Source organism: Streptomyces sp. NPDC003011 (assembly GCF_053591515.1).
Map to the genome: position 1 here is coordinate 1 of NZ_JBSFTY010000104.1, position 20196 is coordinate 20196.

13 protein-coding genes are annotated in these 20196 nt (G+C 70.9%); 8 read left to right on the plus strand and 5 right to left on the minus strand.

Features of this window, described 5'->3' with window-relative positions; genetic code table 11:
- Positions 1 to 18: 18 nt before the first annotated feature.
- Together ACWD0J_RS35955 and ACWD0J_RS35960 are read right to left on the minus strand one after the other, a co-directional pair.
- The gene (locus tag ACWD0J_RS35955; RefSeq protein WP_451500067.1) at positions 19 to 921 is read right to left on the minus strand and encodes a phosphatase PAP2 family protein; all 903 of its coding nucleotides are present in this window, start codon (positions 919 to 921) and stop codon (positions 19 to 21) included.
- A 150-nt stretch (positions 922 to 1071) separates the two neighbouring features.
- Complete coding sequence (locus ACWD0J_RS35960; RefSeq protein WP_451500068.1) at positions 1072 to 2106, minus strand: LacI family DNA-binding transcriptional regulator; 1035 nt, start codon at positions 2104 to 2106, stop codon at positions 1072 to 1074.
- 381 nt (positions 2107 to 2487) lie between these two features.
- On the opposite strand from ACWD0J_RS35960, the gene ACWD0J_RS35965 reads away from it, so the two are divergent.
- The 8 genes from ACWD0J_RS35965 (at position 2488) to ACWD0J_RS36000 (ending at position 16768) form a co-directional block, all read left to right on the plus strand.
- On the plus strand, positions 2488 to 3756 hold the full coding sequence (locus tag ACWD0J_RS35965; protein WP_451500069.1) for an extracellular solute-binding protein: 1269 nt from the start codon (positions 2488 to 2490) through the stop codon (positions 3754 to 3756).
- 108 nt (positions 3757 to 3864) lie between these two features.
- Positions 3865 to 4869 (plus strand): carbohydrate ABC transporter permease, encoded by a 1005-nt coding sequence (locus ACWD0J_RS35970; RefSeq protein WP_451500070.1) that lies wholly within the window; start codon positions 3865 to 3867, stop codon positions 4867 to 4869.
- Between the two features lie 13 nt (positions 4870 to 4882).
- Complete coding sequence (locus tag ACWD0J_RS35975; protein WP_451500071.1) at positions 4883 to 5794, plus strand: sugar ABC transporter permease; 912 nt, start codon at positions 4883 to 4885, stop codon at positions 5792 to 5794.
- Positions 5795 to 5972: 178 nt separating this feature from the next.
- Complete coding sequence (locus tag ACWD0J_RS35980; RefSeq protein WP_451500072.1) at positions 5973 to 7652, plus strand: glycoside hydrolase family 13 protein; 1680 nt, start codon at positions 5973 to 5975, stop codon at positions 7650 to 7652.
- Between the two features lie 135 nt (positions 7653 to 7787).
- Positions 7788 to 9158: an alpha-amylase gene (locus ACWD0J_RS35985; RefSeq protein WP_451500073.1), complete on the plus strand. Its 1371-nt coding sequence runs from the start codon at positions 7788 to 7790 to the stop codon at positions 9156 to 9158.
- 129 nt (positions 9159 to 9287) lie between these two features.
- Positions 9288 to 14690: a pullulanase-type alpha-1,6-glucosidase gene (gene pulA, locus ACWD0J_RS35990; RefSeq protein ID WP_451500074.1), complete on the plus strand. Its 5403-nt coding sequence runs from the start codon at positions 9288 to 9290 to the stop codon at positions 14688 to 14690.
- A gap of 68 nt (positions 14691 to 14758) precedes the next feature.
- On the plus strand, positions 14759 to 16381 hold the full coding sequence (locus tag ACWD0J_RS35995) for a SpoIIE family protein phosphatase (protein WP_451500075.1): 1623 nt from the start codon (positions 14759 to 14761) through the stop codon (positions 16379 to 16381).
- 33 nt (positions 16382 to 16414) lie between these two features.
- Entirely contained in the window at positions 16415 to 16768 is a 354-nt protein-coding gene (locus tag ACWD0J_RS36000; protein ID WP_451500076.1) for a 5-carboxymethyl-2-hydroxymuconate Delta-isomerase, read from the plus strand.
- Positions 16769 to 16777: 9 nt separating this feature from the next.
- Here ACWD0J_RS36000 and ACWD0J_RS36005 read toward each other — a convergent pair whose 3' ends face one another.
- From ACWD0J_RS36005 to ACWD0J_RS36015, 3 genes are all read right to left on the minus strand, one after another.
- Entirely contained in the window at positions 16778 to 17494 is a 717-nt protein-coding gene (locus ACWD0J_RS36005) for a TetR/AcrR family transcriptional regulator (RefSeq protein ID WP_451500077.1), read from the minus strand.
- Between the two features lie 142 nt (positions 17495 to 17636).
- A complete protein-coding gene (locus ACWD0J_RS36010; RefSeq protein WP_451500078.1) occupies positions 17637 to 19565 on the minus strand; it encodes a hypothetical protein in 1929 nt (642 codons plus the stop codon).
- Positions 19566 to 19614: 49 nt separating this feature from the next.
- The gene (locus ACWD0J_RS36015) at positions 19615 to 20115 is read right to left on the minus strand and encodes a tetratricopeptide repeat protein (protein WP_451500079.1); all 501 of its coding nucleotides are present in this window, start codon (positions 20113 to 20115) and stop codon (positions 19615 to 19617) included.
- Positions 20116 to 20196: the final 81 nt, after the last annotated feature.

Here is a 20196-nt window from a genome sequence, read left to right on the forward strand (position 1 = left end):
GGGTGTTCGGCGGCGGCGCTACCGGTCGGCCGGCAGCCGTGCCGGGGCCGAGGGCCGCCGTGGTCCCGTCGCTGGTGTCGTCGCCTTCGGCGGGACCAGCCGCGGCAGCGCGTACGGCGGGGTGCCGTACCAGAGGCGGGCCACCGCGAAGCCGAAGGCGAGGCACAGGACGCCGCCCACCGCGTCGAGCCAGAAGTGGTTGGCGGTGGCGACGATGACCACCAGGGTGGCCATCGGGTAGAGCGCGCCCAGGACGCGTACCCACGGCACCGACGCCAGCGCGAAGATCGTCAGCCCGCACCACAGGGACCAGCCGATGTGCATCGACGGCATCGCGGCGTACTGGTTCGACATGTTCTTCAGGTCGCCGGAGGCCATCGAGCCCCACGTCTGGTGGACCATGACGGTGTCGACGAAGAAGCCGCCGCTCATCAGTCGCGGCGGGGCGAGCGGATACAGGTAGTAACCGGTCAGGGCGACACCGGTGGTCGCGAAGAGGGCGAGACGGGTCGCGGCGTAGCGGCCGGGGTGACCGCGGTAGAGCCAGACCAGGACACCCAGCGTCACCACGAAGTGCAGTGTCGCGTAGTAGTAGTTCATGCCGATGATGAGCCAAGTCACCGAGTTCACGGCATGGTTGACCGACTCCTCGACGGCGATGCCGAGGTGGTGCTCCATCCGCCAGATCCAGTCGGCGTTGCGCAGCGCCTCGCCCCGCTGCTCCGGGACCGCGTTGCGGATCAGTGAGTACGTCCAGTAACTCACCGCGATCAGCAGGATCTCGAACCAGAGGCGGGGCCGGCGCGGGACGCGCACCCGGCGCGGCGGACCCTGCTCCGTCTCGGCCTCCGTCTCGGCCGCGAGCGCATACGGAACGGCCGGTTCGCGGCCGTCCTGTGTCGTCGCGGTCGTCTCAGTCATAGGCACAGAGTTTGCCAGAAAAGCCCTGTCCCACCGATCATCCCCCGGTCGGGTCCGGCCCGCACGTCCTCCACCAGACAGCCGCCCGCGGCCTCGTGCCGGCGCACCGCGCGGACCGCGCGCACCGGCCGGCTCCGCCCTGAGGAGGAGCTACGGACGACCACGTTCCCCGGGCGCCGAAGCGGTCGATCCGCGTACCACCAGCTCCGGCATGAACACGAACTCGCTGTGCGGTGCGGGGGTCCCGCCGATCTCCTCCAGCAGCGTGCGCACCGCCGCCTGGCCCATGGCCGGGACCGGCTTGCGGACCGTCGTCAGGGGCGGGTCGGTGAAGGCGATCAGGGGGGAGTCGTCGAAGCCCACGACCGAGATGTCCGTCGGCACTTCCAGGCCCCGCTGCCGGGCCGCCCGTATCGCGCCCAGCGCCATCATGTCGCTGGCGCACACCACCGCCGTGCAGGACCGGTCGATCAGGGCCGAGGTGGCCGCCTGACCGCCCTCCAGGGTGTAGAGGGAGTGCTGGACCAGCTCCGACTCGATCGTGTCGGGGCTCAGGCCCAGCAGGTCCTGCATGGTGCGCACGAAGCCCTCGATCTTGCGCTGCACGGGCACGAACCGCTTCGGGCCCAGCGCCAGACCGATCCGGGTGTGCCCCAGGGACACCAGGTGCGTCACCGCCAGCGTCATCGCCGCCCGGTCGTCGGGGGAGATGAAGGGCGCCTGCACCTTCGGCGAGAACCCGTCCACGAGGACGAACGGCACGCCCTGCGCGCGCAGCTGCTCGTAGCGCTGCATGTCGGCGGTGGTGTCCGCGTGCAGGCCGGAGACGTAGATGATGCCGGCCACGCCCCGGTCGACGAGCATCTCCGTGAGCTCGTCCTCCGTGGAACCGCCCGGGGTCTGGGTGGCCAGCACCGGCGTGTAGCCCTGGCGGGTCAGCGCCTGGCCGATGACCTGGGCCAGCGCCGGGAAGATCGGGTTCTCCAGCTCCGGGGTGATCAGGCCGACCAGGCCCTCGCTGCGCTGCCGCAGACGCACCGGGCGCTCGTAGCCCAGCACGTCGAGGGCGGCGAGCACGGACTGGCGGGTGGTGGCGGCGACGCCCGGCTTGCCGTTGAGGACGCGGCTGACGGTCGCTTCGCTCACCCCCGCCTGAGCAGCGATGTCGGCAAGCCGTGTGGTCACAGGGGTGGACTGTACCGGCCAGGTGTCGCCTTGCACACCGAACCGGCGCCGTGTGCGGCCTGGTGACGGGCCCGGACCGGGCTGCTGGGTCATCGCGCTCCCTCATGAAAGTGATGGCAAGAGCTTGCAGAGTCTTGCACAACCCGCCCCAACTGCTCGACGGCCGCAAATAAGCGTCTCATGACGATCGCCGTCAGGTCACGCACGGATAACTTCGGAGATCTCTTGCACTTTTTTGCTGCAAGGACTTTCGAGACGCTTGCATCGCTGTTACGTTCGGCGACGCCCGACGGCAGCAACGGCGCGGTCGGCAAGTCGACAGGAACGGCGGACGGGACCGCCGCCTGTGAGCACACGGGCTTTCACCCTCAAGGAGAACTCATGCGGCGTGGCATAGCGGCCACCGCGCTGGTGGCGTCCCTCGCCCTCGCGGCGACGGCCTGCGGCGGAAGTGACAGCGGCGACTCGGCCGACGGTCCGGTCACCCTCACCTGGTGGGACACCTCCAACGCCACCAACGAGGCGCCGACCTACCGGTCCCTGGTCAAGGAGTTCGAGGCCGCCAACAAGGACGTCAAGGTCAACTACGTCAACGTCCCCTTCGACCAGGCGCAGAACAAGTTCGACACCGCCGCCGGCTCCAAGGGCGCCCCGGACATCCTGCGCTCCGAGGTCGGCTGGACCCCCGCCTTCGCCAAGAAGGGCTACTTCCTGCCGCTGGACGGCACCGAGGCCCTCGCCGACAAGGACAAGTTCCAGCCCAGCCTGATCGAGCAGGCCACGTACGAGGGCAAGACGTACGGCGTGCCGCTGGTCACCGACACCCTCGCGCTGGTCTACAACAAGGCGCTCTTCGAGAAGGCCGGCGTCGAGGCCCCGAAGACCTGGGACGACCTGAGGAAGGCCGCCGCCACGATCAAGGACAAGACCGGCGTCGACGGCTACTGGGGCTCCACCCAGGCCTACTACGCGCAGACCTTCCTGCACGGCGAGGGCACCGACACCGTCGACGTCGAGGCCCAGAAGGTCACCGTCGCCTCGGCGCCCGCCAAGAAGGGCTACGAGACCTGGCTGAGCCTGTTCGACGGCAAGGGCCTGCACAAGGCCGACACCACCGTCGACGCCTACGCCCACATCCAGGAGGCGTTCGTCAGCGGCAAGGTCGCCGCGATCATCCAGGGCCCGTGGGAGATCACGAACTTCTACAAGGGCTCGGCCTTCAAGGACAAGAACAACCTCGGCATCGCCACCGTCCCGGCCGGCTCCTCCGGCAAGGCGGGCGCCCCGACCGGCGGCCACAACCTGTCGGTGTACGCGGGCTCGGACGCCGCCCGCCAGAAGGCCGCGCTGAAGTTCGTCAACTTCATGACCTCCGCGAAGTCCCAGGCGGCCATCGCGCAGAAGAACTCCACCCTGCCGACCCGCGACGACGCCTACACCGCCGAGGTCAAGGCCGACCCGGGCATCGCCGGCTTCCAGGGCGTCCTGCCCGCCGCCCAGCCGCGCCCGGCGCTGCCCGAGTACAGCTCCCTGTGGGGCCCGCTGGACTCCGAGCTGCCGCAGATCGCGGGCGGCAAGCAGTCGCTGGACGAGGGCCTGGGCAAGGCGGAGACCGCGATCGCCAAGCTGGTCCCGGACTTCAGCAGGTGACGCCGGGTGGCCGCCGGATCCCCCGGAGAACGGGGAAGGGATCCGGCGGCCACCGGCCTGCGTACGGCCCGACCCCTGGTCTTCAGATCTTCACGAAGGTTGTCGAACATGACAGTCGCCATCGACCGCGCGACCGGCAAGCGCCGCGGTGACCGCGCCCCGAAGCCCGGGCTGGGCCGGCGCCTGAGGCGCGGCTACCAGAAACACTGGTACGCCTACGCGATGATCGCCCCGGTGGTGATCGTCCTCGGCGTCCTGGTGCTCTACCCCCTGGCGTACGGCCTCTACCTCACGCTCACCGACGCCAACAGCCTCAACACCGCCCGCACCATCGGCGTCAACCACATCGACGCCACCTACAAGTTCATCGGCCTGGACAACTACGCCGACATCCTGTGGGGCGACACCGCCTACGACCGCTTCTGGTCGCACTTCATCTGGACGGTCGTGTGGACCGCGCTCTGCGTCACCCTGCACTACACGATCGGCCTCGGCCTCGCCCTGCTGCTCAACCAGAAGCTGCGCGGCCGCGCCTTCTACCGGCTCGTCCTGATCCTGCCGTGGGCCGTGCCGACCTTCGTCACCGTCTTCGGCTGGCGCTTCATGCTGGCGGACGGCGGCATCATCAACTCCTTCCTGGAGACGCTGCACCTGCCGACCCCGCTGTGGCTGGAGGACACCTTCTGGCAGCGGTTCGCCGCGATCATGGTCAACACCTGGTGCGGGGTCCCCTTCATGATGCTGTCGCTGCTCGGCGGCCTCCAGGCCATCGACACCTCCCTGTACGAGGCCTCCGAGATGGACGGCGCGAACGCCTGGCAGCGCTTCCGGTACGTCACCCTGCCGGGCCTGAGGTCCGTCAGCTCCACCGTCGTGCTCCTCGGCGTCATCTGGACCTTCAACCAGTTCGCCATCATCTTCCTGCTGTTCGGCAACACCGCCCCGGAGGCCCAGATCCTCGTCACCTGGGCGTACTACCTCGGCTTCGGACAGCAGCCGCGTGACTTCGCCCAGTCGGCCGCCTACGGCATCCTGCTGCTGGCCATCCTGATCGTCTTCACCTCCTTCTACCGCCGCTGGCTGAACCGCAATGACCAGCAGCTCGCGATCTGAGGCAGGAGTCCCCATGAGTACGACCACTGTCGACCCCTCCGCCGCGGCGCCCCGGCAGGACTCCCCGGCCGCCTCCCCGCGCCGGGTCACCCGCCGCGGCGAGAGCACCCCCGCCGCCCGTCTCGTCTCGCACGGCATCCTGCTCTTCGCGAGTCTGGTCGCGCTCTTCCCCGTGGCCTGGCTGGTCTACCTGTCCCTCGGCCCGGACAAGGACGACTACCTGCACCCCGGGCGCATCTGGGGGAAGATGACGCTCGACAACTACACGTTCGTGCTCCAGGAGACGAAGTTCTTCGACTGGCTGCAGAGCACGCTGATCGTCACACTCGGCACCACGGCCATCGGCGTGATCATCTCCGCCACCACCGGCTACGCGGTCTCCCGCATGCGCTTCCCCGGATACCGGAAGTTCATGTGGGTGCTCCTGGTCACCCAGATGTTCCCGGTGGCGGTACTCATGGTGCCGATGTACCAGATCCTGTCGGATCTCCAGCTCGTCGACAGCTACCTTGGCCTCATCCTGGTGTACTGCACGACCACCGTTCCGTACTGCGCATGGCTGATGAAGGGCTATTTCGACACCATCCCGTTCGAGATCGACGAAGCGGGCCGCGTCGACGGGCTGACCCCGTTCGGCACGTTCGCGCGGCTGATCCTGCCGCTCGCCAGGCCGGGCCTGGCGGTCGCCGCCTTCTACAGCTTCCTCACGGCCTTCGGCGAGGTCGCGTTCGCGGCGACGTTCTTGCTGTCCGACACGAAGTACACCTTCGCCGTCGGCCTGCAGACCTTCGTCAGCGAGCACGACGCGCAGCGCAACCTGATGGCCGCCACCGCGGTCCTGATCGCGATACCCGCCGCCGCGTTCTTCTACTTCGTGCAGAAGAACCTGGTGACCGGCCTCACCTCGGGCGGCACGAAGGGGTAGTCCCTTCCCAGGACTCCCGCGCGCTCCGGCGCGCGGGTGGCGGCCGCGGTGTCCATCCGACCCCGCCGGCACCGCGGCCGCCTTGTCATCCGCCCCCTCCCGGTCCCGCCCGAGCGGGGGGCCTCCCGTCTCTCCGCACAGCTCGATGACCCGAACTCCGTGACACATCAAGGACGCCATGAGCCAGCAGCACTCCGCCGACCCGGCCCCGACCCCTTTCCCCGAAGCGGCTGTCGCCACCGTCGTCAAGCGCCGCGACTGGTGGCGGGACGCGGTGATCTACCAGGTCTATCCGCGCAGTTTCGCCGACAGCAACGGTGACGGCATGGGGGACCTGGAGGGCATCCGTTCCCGGCTGCCGTATCTGCGCGACCTTGGCGTGGACGCCGTGTGGCTCAGCCCCTTCTACGCCTCGCCGCAGGCCGACGCCGGCTACGACGTCGCCGACTACCGGGCCGTCGACCCCATGTTCGGCAGCCTCCTGGACGCCGACGCGCTGATCCGTGACGCCCACCGGCTGGGCCTGAGGATCATCGTCGACCTGGTCCCGAACCACTCCTCCGACCAGTACGAGTGGTTCAAACGGGCGGTCGCCGAAGGCCCCGGCTCACCGCTGCGGGACCGCTACCACTTCCGCCCCGGCAAGGGCGCGCACGGTGAACTGCCGCCCAACGACTGGGAGTCGATCTTCGGCGGACCCGCCTGGACGAGGGTGCCGGACGGGGAGTGGTACCTGCACCTCTTCGCCCCCGAGCAGCCCGACTTCAACTGGGACCACCCCGCCGTCGGCGACGAGTTCCGCTCCATCCTGCGCTTCTGGCTCGACATGGGGGTCGACGGCTTCCGCATCGACGTGGCCCACGGCCTGGTGAAGGCTGAGGGCCTTCCGGACCTGGGATCCCACGATCAGGTCAAGCTGCTGGGCAACGATGTCATGCCGTTCTTCGACCAGGACGGCGTGCACGAGATCTACCGGCAGTGGCGCACCGTCCTCGACGAGTACGCGGGCGAGCGGATCTTCGTGGCCGAGGCGTGGACCCCGACCATCGAGCGCACCGCGAACTACGTGCGCCCGGACGAGCTGCACCAGGCGTTCAACTTCCAGTACCTGAGCACGGCGTGGGACGCGGCCGAACTGCGCCACGTCATCGACCGGACCCTGGAGGCCATGCGCCCGGTGGGCGCTCCCGCCACCTGGGTCCTGTCCAACCACGACGTGACGCGCCACGCCACCCGCTTCGCCAACCCGCCCGGCCTCGGCACCCAGATCCGCACGGCGGGCGACCGCGACCTCGGCCTGCGCCGCGCTCGCGCCGCCACCCTGCTCATGCTGGCGCTGCCCGGATCGGCGTACGTCTACCAGGGCGAGGAACTCGGACTCCCGGACGTCGTCGACCTGCCGGACGAGGTCCGCCAGGACCCGGCGTACTTCCGCGGCGCCGGCCAGGACGGCTTCCGGGACGGCTGCCGGGTGCCCATCCCGTGGACGCGCGAGGGCTCGTCGTACGGCTTCGGCACGGGCGGCAGCTGGCTGCCGCAGCCGTCGGTGTGGGCCGACCTGAGCATCGAGGCGCAGACCGGTGACCCCGACTCCACCCTGGAGCTCTACCGCACGGCCCTCGCCGTCCGCCGCGAACAGCCCGACCTGGGCGCGGGTGACGCGGTGGAGTGGCTCAAGTCGCCCGAGGGCGTGCTCGCCTTCCGGCGCGGCGAGTTCGTCTGCGTCGCCAACACCAGCGGTGAATCGGTGACGACTCCGGCCTACGGCCGTCTCCTTCTCGCCAGCGGCGAGGTGGCCGAGGTGGAGGGTGAGGCGAAGCTGCCGGCGGACACCACGGTGTGGTGGACCACCGCCTGACGGCGTCCCGGAAACTTTTCGCATCAACTTCGTCCGGCCCGCTGCCCATTCCGGCAGCGGGCCTTTAACATCTGCGTCACCGCAAGTTTGCTGGAGCTTTCAGCAAGAACCTTCAACGACGAAGGAACCCCACACATGGCACGTACAACCCTTTCGGGGGCCCTCGCTCTCGCGGCGGCCCTTGTCATGACCCCGACGGTCTCGCACGCCTCCCCGCCCGGCACCAAGGACGTCACCGCCGTCCTCTTCGAGTGGAACTTCGCCTCGGTGGCGAAGGAGTGCACCACCACGCTCGGTCCCGCCGGATACGGATACGTCCAGGTCTCGCCGCCCGCCGAGCACATACAGGGCTCGCAGTGGTGGACGTCGTACCAGCCGGTCAGCTACCGGATCGCCGGGCGGCTCGGTGACGCCGGCGCCTTCCGGAGCATGGTCGACACGTGTCACGCGGCAGGCGTGAAGGTCGTCGTCGACACGGTGATCAACCACATGTCGGCGGGCAGCGGCACCGGCACCGGCGGTTCGTCGTACACGAAGTACGCCTACCCGGGCCTGTACTCGTCGTACGACTTCGACGACTGCACCGCCACGATCACCGACTACACCAACCGCGCCAACGTCCAGAACTGCGAACTCGTCGGCCTCGCCGACCTGGACACGGGCGAGGAGTACGTCCGCTCGGCCATCGCGGGTTACCTGAACTCCCTGCTCGCCCACGGGGTCGACGGCTTCCGCGTCGACGGGGCCAAGCACATGCCCGCGGCCGACCTGGCGAACATCAAGTCGCGGCTGAGCAACCCGGGCGCGTACTGGAAGCAGGAGGTCATCTTCGGCAGCGGAGAGGCCGTCCAGCCGGCCGAGTACACCGGCAACGGGGATGTGCAGGAGTTCCGGTACGCGTACGACCTCAAGCGCGTGTTCACCAACGAGAACCTCGCCTACCTGAAGAACTACGGCGAGGGCTGGGGGTACATGAACAGCTCGGTCTCCGGCGTCTTCGTCGACAACCACGACACCGAGCGCAACGGCTCCACGCTCAGCTACAAGCACGGCGCCACCTACACGCTGGCCAACGTCTTCATGCTCGCCTGGCCCTACGGCGCCCCGGACGTCAACTCCGGCTACGAGTGGTCGAACACGGACGCCGGACCGCCCGACGGCGGCGCGGTCAACGCCTGTTGGCAGGACGGCTGGAAGTGCCAGCACGCCTGGCCGGAGATCTCGCGCATGGTCGCCTTCCGCAACGCCACCCGGGGCGAGCCGGTCACCAACTGGTGGGACAACGGGGCGGACGCCATCGCCTTCGGCCGGGGCGCCAAGGGGTACGTGGCCATCAACCACGAGTCGGGCGGCCTGAGCCGTACGTACCAGACCTCACTGCCCGCGGGCACGTACTGCGACGTGCAGAGCAACACGACCGTGACCGTGGACGGCGGCGGCCGGTTCACCGCCACCCTCGGCGCCCACGCCGCCCTCGCGATCCGCGTGGGCAAGTCCAGCTGCTGACCCGCGCCATCGCCAGCTGCTGAAATTTCTTTCCCGTCATTGCAGGGCTCTTGCTGTAAGTCTTTCGGCGGCGATACGGTCGCGCGGGGTCGGACCCACGAGAGCCGTCATCGCAAGGAGCCCACTGCAGTGATACCGAGATGGCCGGTGCCGTCGAGGCGCCGCACCACCCACGCCGGACGGGTCGCCGCGGTCATCGCGACCGCGTTGACCGCAGCGCTCGTCCAGCCCCTCGCCGCCCGGGCCGACGCCCCGCCGGCGCCCCCGTCCGACGCGAGGCTGGCGAAGACCGCCGCCCGCCACGACCTCACCCGCGAGCAGTTCTACTTCGTCCTGCCGGACCGCTTCGCCGACGGGGACAGCGCCAACGACCGCGGCGGCCTGACCGGTTCCCGCCTCGCCACCGGCTACGACCCCACCGACAAGGGCTTCTACCAGGGCGGCGACCTCAAGGGCCTGACCGGGAAGCTCGACTACATCAAGGGCCTGGGCACCACCGCCCTGTGGATGGCCCCGATCTTCAAGAACCAGCCCGTGCAGGGCACCGGCAGCGACGCCTCGGCCGGCTACCACGGGTACTGGATCACCGACTTCACCCAGGTCGACCCGCACTTCGGCACCAACGAGGACCTGAGGACCCTCATCTCCAAGGCGCACGCCAAGGGCATGAAGGTCTTCTTCGACGTCATCACCAACCACACGGCCGACGTCGTCGACTACGAGGAGAAGTCCTACGACTACCTCTCCAAGGGCGCCTTCCCGTACCTGACGAAGGACGGCGAGCCCTTCGACGACGCGGACCACGCGGGCACGGGCGAGTTCCCGCAGGTCGACGCCGACTCCTTCCCGCGCACCCCCGTCGTGCCCGCCGCCAAGAAGGACGCCAAGGTCCCGTCCTGGCTCAACGACCCGACGATGTACCACAACCGCGGCGACTCGACCTACGCCGGCGAGTCGACCACGTACGGAGACTTCTCCGGCCTCGACGACCTGTGGACCGAACGCCCCGAGGTCGTCAGCGGCATGGAGAGGATCTACCAGCGCTGGGTGCGGGACTTCGACATCGACGGCTTCCGGATCGACACCGTGAAACACGTCGACATGGAGTTCTGGACCCAGTGGGCGACGGCGCTGGACGCCTACGCGGCCCGGCAGGGGCGTGACGACTTCTTCATGTTCGGCGAGGTCTACTCCGCCGACACGTCGGTCACGTCGCCGTACGTCACCCAGGGCCGCCTCGACGCCACGCTCGACTTCCCGTTCCAGCAGGCGGCCCGCGAGTACGCCTCCCAGGGCGGCAGCGCGCGCGAGCTCGCGTCCGTCTTCGGCGACGACTACAAGTACACGACCGACAAGGCCAACGCGTACGAGCAGGTCACCTTCCTCGGCAACCACGACATGGGCCGCATCGGGACCTTCCTGAACCAGGACAACCCGAAGGCCACCGACGCGGAACTGCTGCGGAAGGACAAGCTCGCCAACGAGCTGATGTTCCTCAGCCGCGGCAACCCCGTCGTCTACTACGGCGACGAGCAGGGCTTCACCGGCTCAGGGGGCGACAAGGACGCCCGCCAGACGATGTTCGCCTCCCGCACGGCCGACTACCTCGACGACGACGAGATCGGCACCGACCGCACCCACGCCAGCGACGCGTACGACACGAGAGCACCGCTCTACCGGCAGATCGCCCGCCTCGCCGCGCTGCGCAAGGCGAACCCCGCGCTGACGGACGGCGTGCAGAGCGAGCGGTACGCGGCCGACGGTCCCGGTGTCTACGCCTTCTCCCGCACCGACGCCAGGTCCGGCACCGAGTACGTCGTCGCCTTCAACAACGCCGAACAGGCGACGACGGCGACCTTCGCGACCGGCGCGGCGGGCATGCGGTTCCGGGGCATCCACGGCACGTCCGCCACGACGACCTCCGACGCCGACAAGAAGATCACCGTCACCGTCCCGGCCGGAGCGGCGATCGTCCTCAAGGCGGCCGGCCCGCCCACCGAGCCCGCCACCAAGCCGGCGATCACCCTCAGGGCCCCGGCCACCGGTGCCACCGGCACCGTCGAGCTCACCGCCGAGGTGGCCGGCGGCCGGCTCAACCGGGTCGTCTTCGCCGCCCAGACCGGCGACGGCGCGTGGCAGACCCTTGGCTCCGCCGACCACGCCCCGTACAAGGTCACGCACACCGTCGGCGACGACGTACCGGCCGGAACCGCCCTGCGCTACAAGGCGGTCGTCATCGACGCGGCGGGCCGCACGGCGAGCGCGACCGCGGAAAGCGTCACCGGCACCCCGCCCGCTCCCGAGATCCCCTCCGCCTCCTCCCGCGACCACGCAATCGTCCACTACCAGCGCGCCGACGGCGACTACGCCGACTGGGGCCTGTACGCCTGGGGCGACCTCGCCGACGGCGAGTCGACCACCTGGCCGGACAGCCACCCCTTCACCGGCCGGGACGCGTACGGCGCCTTCGCCTACGTCAAGCTGAAGCCCGGCGCCTCGAACGTCAGCTTCCTCGTCATCGACAAGGACGGCGACAAGGACGTCTCCGCCGACCGCACGATCGACGTCACCCAGACCGGCGAGGTCTGGATCGAGCAGGGCAAGGAGGCCGTACGGACCGAGCGGCCCGAGTACCCGGCGCAGGACGAGTCCAAGGCCGTCCTGCACTACCACCGCGCCGACGGGGAGTACGACGGCTGGGGCCTGCACGTGTGGACGGGCGCCGCGCAGCCCACCGACTGGTCGAGCCCCCTGAAGCCGGTGCGGACCGACAGCTACGGCGCGGTCTTCGAGGTACCGCTCACCGGCGGTGCCACCAGCCTCAGCTACATCCTCCACCGGGGCGACGAGAAGGACCTGCCCACCGACCAGTCGCTGGACCTCACGGCGAACGGCCATGAGGTGTGGCTGCTGAGCGGCGAGCAGAAGTACCTGCTCCCGCAGCCGGCCGGCTCCGCCGCCGCACTGGACCTCACCACGTCCGAGGCGGTGTGGATCGACCGGAACACGGTCGTCTGGAACGGCTCCGCCGCGGCCGCCTCCACCCAGCTGCTGGCCTCCCACGACGGCTCGATCGAGGTGCGGGACGGAACGCTGAGCAGCGACGACGAGAGATGGCTCCGGCTGTCGAAGACCACGCTGACCGACGCCCAGAAGGCGAAGTTCCCGCATCTGAAGGACTCCACCGCCTGGTCCGTCGACCCGCGCGACCGCGACCGGGTGCGCGGCGCACTGAGCGGCCAGGTCGTCGCCTCCCAGCGGGCGGCGAACGGCGCTGTACTCGCCGCGACGGGCGTCCAGATCGCCGGCGTACTCGACGACCTGTACCCCGCGGCGAAGAAGGCGGAGCTCGGGCCGGCCTTCAGCAAGGGCCGCCCCACGCTGGCTGTCTGGGCGCCGACCGCGCAGTCCGTCAAGCTCGAACTGGACGGCTCCACGGTCCCCATGAAGCGCGACGCCACCACCGGGGTCTGGTCCGTGACCGGCCCGAAGTCGTGGAAGAACAAGGCCTATCGGTACGTCGTGACGGTCTGGGCGCCCAGTGTCCGCAAGGTCGTCACCAACAAGGTCACCGACCCCTACTCCCTCGCCCTGACCACCGACTCCCGGCGCAGCCTGGTCGTCGACCTCGGCGACGGCTCCCTCGCCCCCGAGGGATGGTCCTCGCTGGCCAAGCCGAAGGCCGTGCCCCTCAAGGACGCCCAGATCCAGGAGCTGCACATCCGGGACTTCTCCGTCGCGGACCGGACGGCGGCCGACCCGGGCACCTACCTCGCCTTCACCGACCAGGACAGCGACGGCTCCCGGCACCTGCGTGAGCTGGCGAAGGCGGGCACGTCGTACGTGCACCTGCTGCCCGCCTTCGACATCGCCACCGTCCCCGAGAAGACGTCCGACCAGGCGACCGCCGGCTGCGACCTGGCCTCCTACCCGGCCGACTCCGACCAGCAGCAGGAGTGCGTGGCGAAGGCCGCCGCGAAGGACGCCTACAACTGGGGCTACGACCCCTACCACTACACGGTCCCCGAGGGCTCGTACGCGACGGACCCCGACGGCACCGCCCGTACCGTCGAGTTCCGCGAGATGGTCAAGGCGCTGAACGAGGACGGCCTCAGGGTCGTCATGGACGTCGTCTACAACCACACGGCCGCGAGCGGCCAGGCGGACACCAGCGTGCTCGACAAGGTCGTCCCCGGCTACTACCAGCGGCTCCTCGCCGACGGCTCGGTGGCCACCAGCACCTGCTGCGCGGGCACCGCCACCGAGAACGCCATGATGGGCAAGCTGGTCGTCGACTCCCTCGTCACCTGGGCCAAGGAGTACAAGGTCGACGGTTTCCGCTTCGACCTCATGGGCCACCACCCGAAGGCCAACATCCTCGCGGTCAGGAAGGCCCTGGACGCGCTGACCCTCGCCGAGGACGGCGTCGACGGCAAGAAGATCATCCTGTACGGCGAGGGCTGGAACTTCGGCGAGGCCGCCGACGACGCCCGCTTCGTGCAGGCCACGCAGCGGAACATGGCCGGCACCGGCGTCGCCACCTTCTCCGACCGGGCCCGTGACGCCGTGCGCGGCGGCGGCCCCTTCGACGAGGACCCCGGCGTCCAGGGCTTCGCGTCCGGCCTGTACACCGACCCCGGCCCGTCGACGGGCAACGGCACTCCGGCCGAGCAGAAGGCCCGGCTCCTGCACTACCAGGACCTGATCAAGGTGGGACTCTCCGGCAACCTCAAAGACTTTGCCTTCACCGACACCGCCGGCCAGCAGGTCACCGGCGCCCAGGTCGACTACAACGGCGCTCCCGCCGGCTACGCGGACGCCCCCGGCGACGCCCTCGCCTACGCCGACGCGCACGACAACGAGACCCTGTTCGACGCGCTCGCCTTCAAACTGCCGGCGGACACCTCCCCGTCCGACCGGGCCCGCATGCAGGTCCTCGCCATGGCCACGGCCACCCTCTCGCAGGGCCCGGCGCTCTCCCAGGCCGGCACCGACCTGCTGCGCTCCAAGTCCCTGGACCGCAACTCCTACGACAGCGGCGACTGGTTCAACGCCGTGCACTGGAACTGCCGGGACGGCAACGGCTTCGGACGCGGACTGCCGACGGCGGCCGACAACGCCTCCAAGTGGCCGTACGCCAAACCCCTGTTGAACACCGTGCGGGTCGGCTGCCCGCAGATCGAGGGTTCCTCGGCCGCGTACCGGGATCTGCTGCGGATTCGTACGACGGAGCGGGTCTTCTCCCTCGACACGGCCGGGCAGGTGCAGTCGGCGCTCTCCTTCCCGCTGTCCGGGAGGGACGAGACGCCCGGAGTGATCACCATGCGGCTCGGGGACCTGGTCGTCGTGTTCAACGCGACGCCGCAGCGGCAGGAGCAGCGGGTCGGCACGCTCGCCGGGACCGGCTACCGGCTGCACCCGGTGCAGGCGGCGGGCGCGGACCCTATCGTCAAGTCCGCGTCCCATGAGCGGGTATCGGGCACGTTCGCCGTTCCGGGGCGGACCGTGGCCGTATTCTCGCCGACTCCCTGACAAGGGCATTACCTTGGTGGGGCAGACCCCGAACCCGGTCTGCCCCACCGGTGTGTCCAGGGGCTGATATGGACGTCGACGGCAAGCGGACAGACACGACCGTGCTGGTCGTGGACGACGTGGCGGCCAGCCGGTACGCCATGGGCGCCGTGCTGCGCCGCGCCGGTCACCAGGTCGTTCCGGTCGCGACCGGCGCCGAGGCACTCGTCGAACTCGACGTACGGCTGCGCAAGGGCACCCTGCCCGACGTGGCCCTCGTCGACGTGGGCCTGCCGGACATGAGCGGCTTCGAACTGTGCCGCCGGCTCAAGGCGCGGCCGCACATGGCCGGCCTGCCCGTCGTGCACTTCTCGGCCGCCGCCGTGGCCCCCGGTGACCGCTGCCAGGGCCTGGACGCGGGCGGCGAGGCCTATCTGACGGTGCCCGCCGAGCCCGAGGAGATCGACGCGGTGGTCCGGGCCGCGGTGCGCGCCGCGCGGCTGCGGGCCGGCGACCAGGCGCTGGCCCGGCGGCTGACGCTGCTGTCGGAGACGATCGTCACCATCCAGGCGGCACGCTCCCTCCAGGAGCTCGCCGACGCCGCCGCCGACGGCACCGCGCGGCTCACCGGCGCCCCCGCCGCCGTCTTCGTGCTCGGCCCGGACGACGACCTGGTGCGCGCCACCTCCCGGGACCGCACCTCGCTCGCGCTGCCCGACGAGAGCGCCCACCGGGCCGTGGCCCATCTGCTGCGGCGGCTCACCCGGGGGCAGGCCGGGGTGCAGATCACCACGGTGTCGGCGCCGATGTGGCCCGCCGGGTTCTTCCGCCCCGGCGTGCAGCACGACGCCCGCCTGGTGCTGAACCTCACCCAGGACGGCAACTCCGCGGTGTGCCTGGCCACGCCCACCCGCGGGACGCGCCCGGTGAACCCGGAGGACGAGGCCCTGGTGGCCCGGCTCGCCCAGGCCACCGCGCTGGCCGCCGAGCCGCTGCTCATGTACCAGGTTGAGCGGCACGTCGCCCTCACCCTCCAGCACAGCTTCCTGCCCCAGCCGCACCGGCTGCCCGAACTGCCCGGCATGGAGGTCGTGGTCCGCTACGTGCCCGCGTCCCGGGACACCGAGATCGGCGGCGACTTCTACGCCGCGCTGCGCACCCCCGACGGCGTGCTCGCCGCGGTCGGCGACGTGGTCGGGCACTCGCTGGAGGCGGCCACCGTCATGGTCGAGATCCGGCACGCGCTGCGCGCCTACTGCGTCGACGAGAGCGACCCTGCGGTGCTCGCCGGGCGCCTCGACCGGATGCTCCAGCACTACCACCCCGACGTCACGGCCACCGTCTGCCTGATCCTGGTCGACCCCGCCACCGGGCGCGTCCGCATCGCCAACGCCGGCCACATCCCGCCGCTGATCGTCCGGGACACCGGCACCGCCGACTACGCCAAGGCGGCCGGCCCGCTGCTCGGCCTGGGCCTGCCCCACCCGGAGCCCACCGAGCTGTTCCTCGACCCCACCGACCGGCTCCTCATGGTCACCGACGGCCTGATCGAGAACCGGGGCACGGACCTGGAGGTCTCCATGGAACAGCTCCGCGCGGCCGCCTCCGGCGCCCTGCCCGGCCCGGACGCCCTGTGCGACACGCTCCTGGCCTGCTTCGGCCACGACCGCGAGGACGACATCGCCATGCTGGCCCTGCAACTGAAGAACTAGGGTGACCCCTGTTGACCTAGGACAGGAGCCCTCATGCCGCAGATCACCGTCGACTACTCCGCCACGATGGCGTCCGCTTTCGACCGGGCCGGTTTCGCCGACGCCCTGCACGCGGCCACCATCGAGATCGCGGCGGCGAAGCCGGAGGCGTGCAAGACCCAGTTCCGCCGCGGCGAGTACACGCTGGTCGGCCACGAGGAGGAGGGGCACGCGGTCGTCCACGTGACCATCGGCCTGCTCGCCGGGCGCACCGAGGAGACCAAGGCGAAGCTGACCGAGACCGTGGTGGAGCTGCTCACCCGGCACGTCGAGGAGGACGGTTTCGTCCTGCACGCCTCCGCCGAGGTGCGGGACCTCGACGCCTCCTACCGCAAGGTCGACCGCTGACGACGCCGGTCAGGACGCCAGCGCGAGCAGCCGGGCGGCCAGGTCGCTGAACGGCCCGTCGCCCGGCTCGTCCTTCAGCACACGGCGCAGCAGCCCGCTCATCTCCTCGTCGTGCGCCGCGCTCACGGCCGTGAGCGCGGCGAAGTCGTGCACGAGCTGCACCTCCAGTTCGGCGCGCGGGATGGGCCGGCCGTCCAGCCAGATCAGCGCGGTCGACTCGGCGAGCGAGATCCAGGAGCGGACGACCAGCTCCAGTCGCGCGGGCGGGTCCGTCACCCCCAGATGCGACAGGACCTGGTCGTACGCGGCCTGCCGTACGGAGTCGATGAGCGCGTTCGTCGCCGAGGTGGCGCCCATGGCGTGGGGCCCGCCCACGGTGACCGCCGGGCCGCCGCGCATCAACGCCGAGAAACCGGGCCCGTGGGCGTCGACGAAGTCGAAGTAGCGGTGCATCACGCGCAGCAGCCGCGCCCCGAGCGGACCCTCGTGCGGCTCCACGAACCGGCTCGCCAGATCGTCGGCGGCGCGCTTCAACGCGGCTTCGTACAGGCTGAGTTTGCCGGGGAAGTAGTGGTAGACCAGGGGCCGTGAGATACCGGCGGCCGCGGCTATCTCGTCGATGGAGACCTCGTTGGGCGACCGGCGGCCGAACAGCTCCAGAGCGACGCCGATCAACTGCTGCCGCCGCTCCTCGACACCCATTCTGCGGCGCACCCCGGTAGTCATACGAACACCTTACCGATCGAATCCGGCCCCGAACGGGCCGGACCAGCCATCGGTGTTCACCTGTCCGGCACAGGACGCTCACACGGCCGGACCGTCTCCATCGTCAACATCCCCGCATACGACCGGAGTTCCGCCCGGCCGGTCAGCCCAGTCCGTTGATCGTCCGCCCGCTCTCCAAGGTTCCCCTCAGCCCGGCCTGTGCCCCCTGCTCGGTCTTCACGGCCAGCAGGTTGCCCCGCGCGGAGCCGCCCGCTCCGCCCGTCGCCGTGATCGACGCGGTGTTCCGGCTGCCGGCGGCCAGCAGGTACCAGGACCCCGCCCCCGACTTCCACAGCACCCCGGCCAGGACGTGCGGGTCGCGCGGACCGCAGGCCGGCACGTTCTCGGCCTTCGCCGCGACCGCCCCGTAGGCCCCGCCCGGCGTGTGGAACTGCGCCAGGACGCGCGTCCCGCCGCCCCGCCAGGTCTCTGCCCGGACGCACACCCACGCCGCCGATCCGCTCGCGTCGGGCAGCGGCTGCGCGGCGAACTCCCAGGCGTTCACGCTCCGCACGCCCGCGGCGCGCACGGCCGACAGGGAGCAGGCGAACGGCGCCCAGGCGCGCAGTGCCCGAGCCCCGGACGCCTCGTGCGCCGACCCGGGCCGCCCGGTGGTGAGGCGGGCCGGAACCAGCTCGCCCAGGTCGGTCAGCATCCGGGTGCCGGAGGCGTCCGTCAGCTGGAGCACGTTCCACGAAGTGCAGGCGCCGGTCCGGACGGCGGGGCTGGCCAGCGGCGCGGTGATGCCGTCGGTCAGCGTGAGGTCCATCGCACCGGAGCCCGGCTTCAGCAGGTCCCGCTCGGCCGCCTTCGTCACCCAGGGCGCCGTCAGATAGCGGACGTTGCCGTCGGCCCGGCCGAGCACCACCGCGCTCGCCCCGGCCCCGGTCGCGCCGTCGACCCGGGCGAAGTCGAGCGCGGCGCCCTTGGTGCCGTCCTTCGGCTCGGCGTACCGGGCGATGCGCAGACCGTCGTGGAGGATCACCACCCGCGCGTTGTCGACGATCCCCGCGTACAGCAGCTGGGGCGGTCCGGCGGGGCCGCCCGACGGGGTGCCGGGGGTCGCGGACACCTGGACGGTCTCGCCGGGGCGGGCCCAGACGGCGAGGGCGCGGCGCAGCAGAGCCGTGTCGCGGGTGAGTTCGCCGCGCGCGGGCCACACGGAGAAGTCGGTGCGGGTGGCGGACTCCCACGCGGCGGGCGGGACCCTGGTCAGCGCGGCCGGGTCCAGGGCGGCCCGGGCCGCCGGGTTCTGGGCGTACGGCGGGGCTGCGGCGCCGTCCGGGCCCCAGCCGTCACCGGGCAGGCCGAGCAGCGCGCCGCACACGGCGACGGCGGCGGCCGCGGCGAGCGCCGCCTTCAGGTGCTGCCTGCGGCGCATCAGGTCGGTGGGCCGTGCCTGGAGCGAACAGGGGTCGAACTCGGGGGAGTCGAGCAGCGCGTACCGCGCGGGGACCTCGTCGGCCTCGTCCAGCGCGGCGTCCGCGTCCGCGACGCCCGCGGCCTCCAGCACCTCGCGTACGTCGCCGTCCGGGAGCTTCTCCAGGCCGCGCAGCACATACGCGGCACGGGCCGGGCCGGACAGGGCGGACAGCCGCTGGTCCAGGGCGAGTTCGTCGGCGCCGCCCGAGCGGGGGAAGAGCTTGAGGCCCCACACCTGGGGCAGCACCGGCGGCAGCTGGGAGCGCCGGGGCCACGCCCGGAGCCTGAGCGGCAGGCCCGCCGCCAGCGCCGTACGCAGCACCTGGAGGCGGACGAGGGCGTACCCCGGGTCGCCGTCGCGGCCGGCCGACTGGGCCGGGATCACGGGCGCGGGCGTCCGGCCCCGGGGCAGGGCGCGCTGGGTGAGGGCGTGCGCGGTCAGGACGCGCCGGCTCCGGCCGAGCCCCGGCGGCAGCACCAGATAGGCGAGCCGGACGAGCCGCGGGTAGTGCTCGACGAGTGCGGCCTCGGCCTGTTCGACGTCGACGAGAGGGTCGGACGAGGAGGCGGCGGCGGGTGCGGGGGGCGGGGCGACATCCTGTGACTGCACGTTCAGCAGAACGAGCGAATCGTCGGATGGTCACCGCCACCCGGGAGAATCAGTTCTCCGGCGTGACCAGGGCGCGGGCGTAGTTCGCCATCGACCGCTGGTAGCGCGGCAGATGGGGGGCCAGGGCGCCCAGCACGAGGGACAGGCCCTCGCGGTCGCGGCCGAGGCTGGACAGGCACAGCGCCAGACACGCCCGTACCGCGTCGTCCAACTCGTCCGAGGGGGCGTCCAGTTCCGGGGTCAGCAGCTTGACGCCCTCCTCCGCCTGCCCGATGTTGCGCAGGGAACTGGCGAGCTGGATCCTGGCGCGTCGCCCTCGGTAGCCGCTCAGGCCGAGGGCGAGCGCCTCCCGGTACAGCGGGACGGCCTTGTCCGAATGGCCGGTCGAGTCCCAGGCGCAGGCCTGCTCGAAGGGGCCGAGCGGGCTGCCGTCCGGCAGCTCGGCGACGAGGGTGTCGATCACCGCCCGGAAGTCGGCCGCGTCCTGTTCGGCGTAGTCGTCGAAGGTGGCCCAGACGGCCGTCACGCGGTCTTCCCAGTCCTGGTTCACCAGGACACCCTCGCACCGGTGTGCCGGTCGGGGCACCTGATTTTGAGCGGGGCGGGCCCCGCAGCCGTATCGAAGGGGACA

What these genes read in the sequence shown, in the direction of transcription:
- ACWD0J_RS35955 (WP_451500067.1), bottom strand. Translation starts at nt 921, where the DNA reads ATGACTGAGACGACCGCGACGACACAGGACGGCCGCGAACCGGCCGTT.
- ACWD0J_RS35965 (WP_451500069.1), top strand. Translation starts at nt 2,488, where the DNA reads ATGCGGCGTGGCATAGCGGCCACCGCGCTGGTGGCGTCCCTCGCCCTC.
- ACWD0J_RS35970 (WP_451500070.1), top strand. Translation starts at nt 3,865, where the DNA reads ATGACAGTCGCCATCGACCGCGCGACCGGCAAGCGCCGCGGTGACCGC.
- ACWD0J_RS35975 (WP_451500071.1), top strand. Translation starts at nt 4,883, where the DNA reads ATGAGTACGACCACTGTCGACCCCTCCGCCGCGGCGCCCCGGCAGGAC.
- ACWD0J_RS35980 (WP_451500072.1), top strand. Translation starts at nt 5,973, where the DNA reads ATGAGCCAGCAGCACTCCGCCGACCCGGCCCCGACCCCTTTCCCCGAA.
- ACWD0J_RS35985 (WP_451500073.1), top strand. Translation starts at nt 7,788, where the DNA reads ATGGCACGTACAACCCTTTCGGGGGCCCTCGCTCTCGCGGCGGCCCTT.
- ACWD0J_RS35995 (WP_451500075.1), top strand. Translation starts at nt 14,759, where the DNA reads ATGGACGTCGACGGCAAGCGGACAGACACGACCGTGCTGGTCGTGGAC.
- ACWD0J_RS36000 (WP_451500076.1), top strand. Translation starts at nt 16,415, where the DNA reads ATGCCGCAGATCACCGTCGACTACTCCGCCACGATGGCGTCCGCTTTC.
- ACWD0J_RS36005 (WP_451500077.1), bottom strand. Translation starts at nt 17,494, where the DNA reads ATGACTACCGGGGTGCGCCGCAGAATGGGTGTCGAGGAGCGGCGGCAG.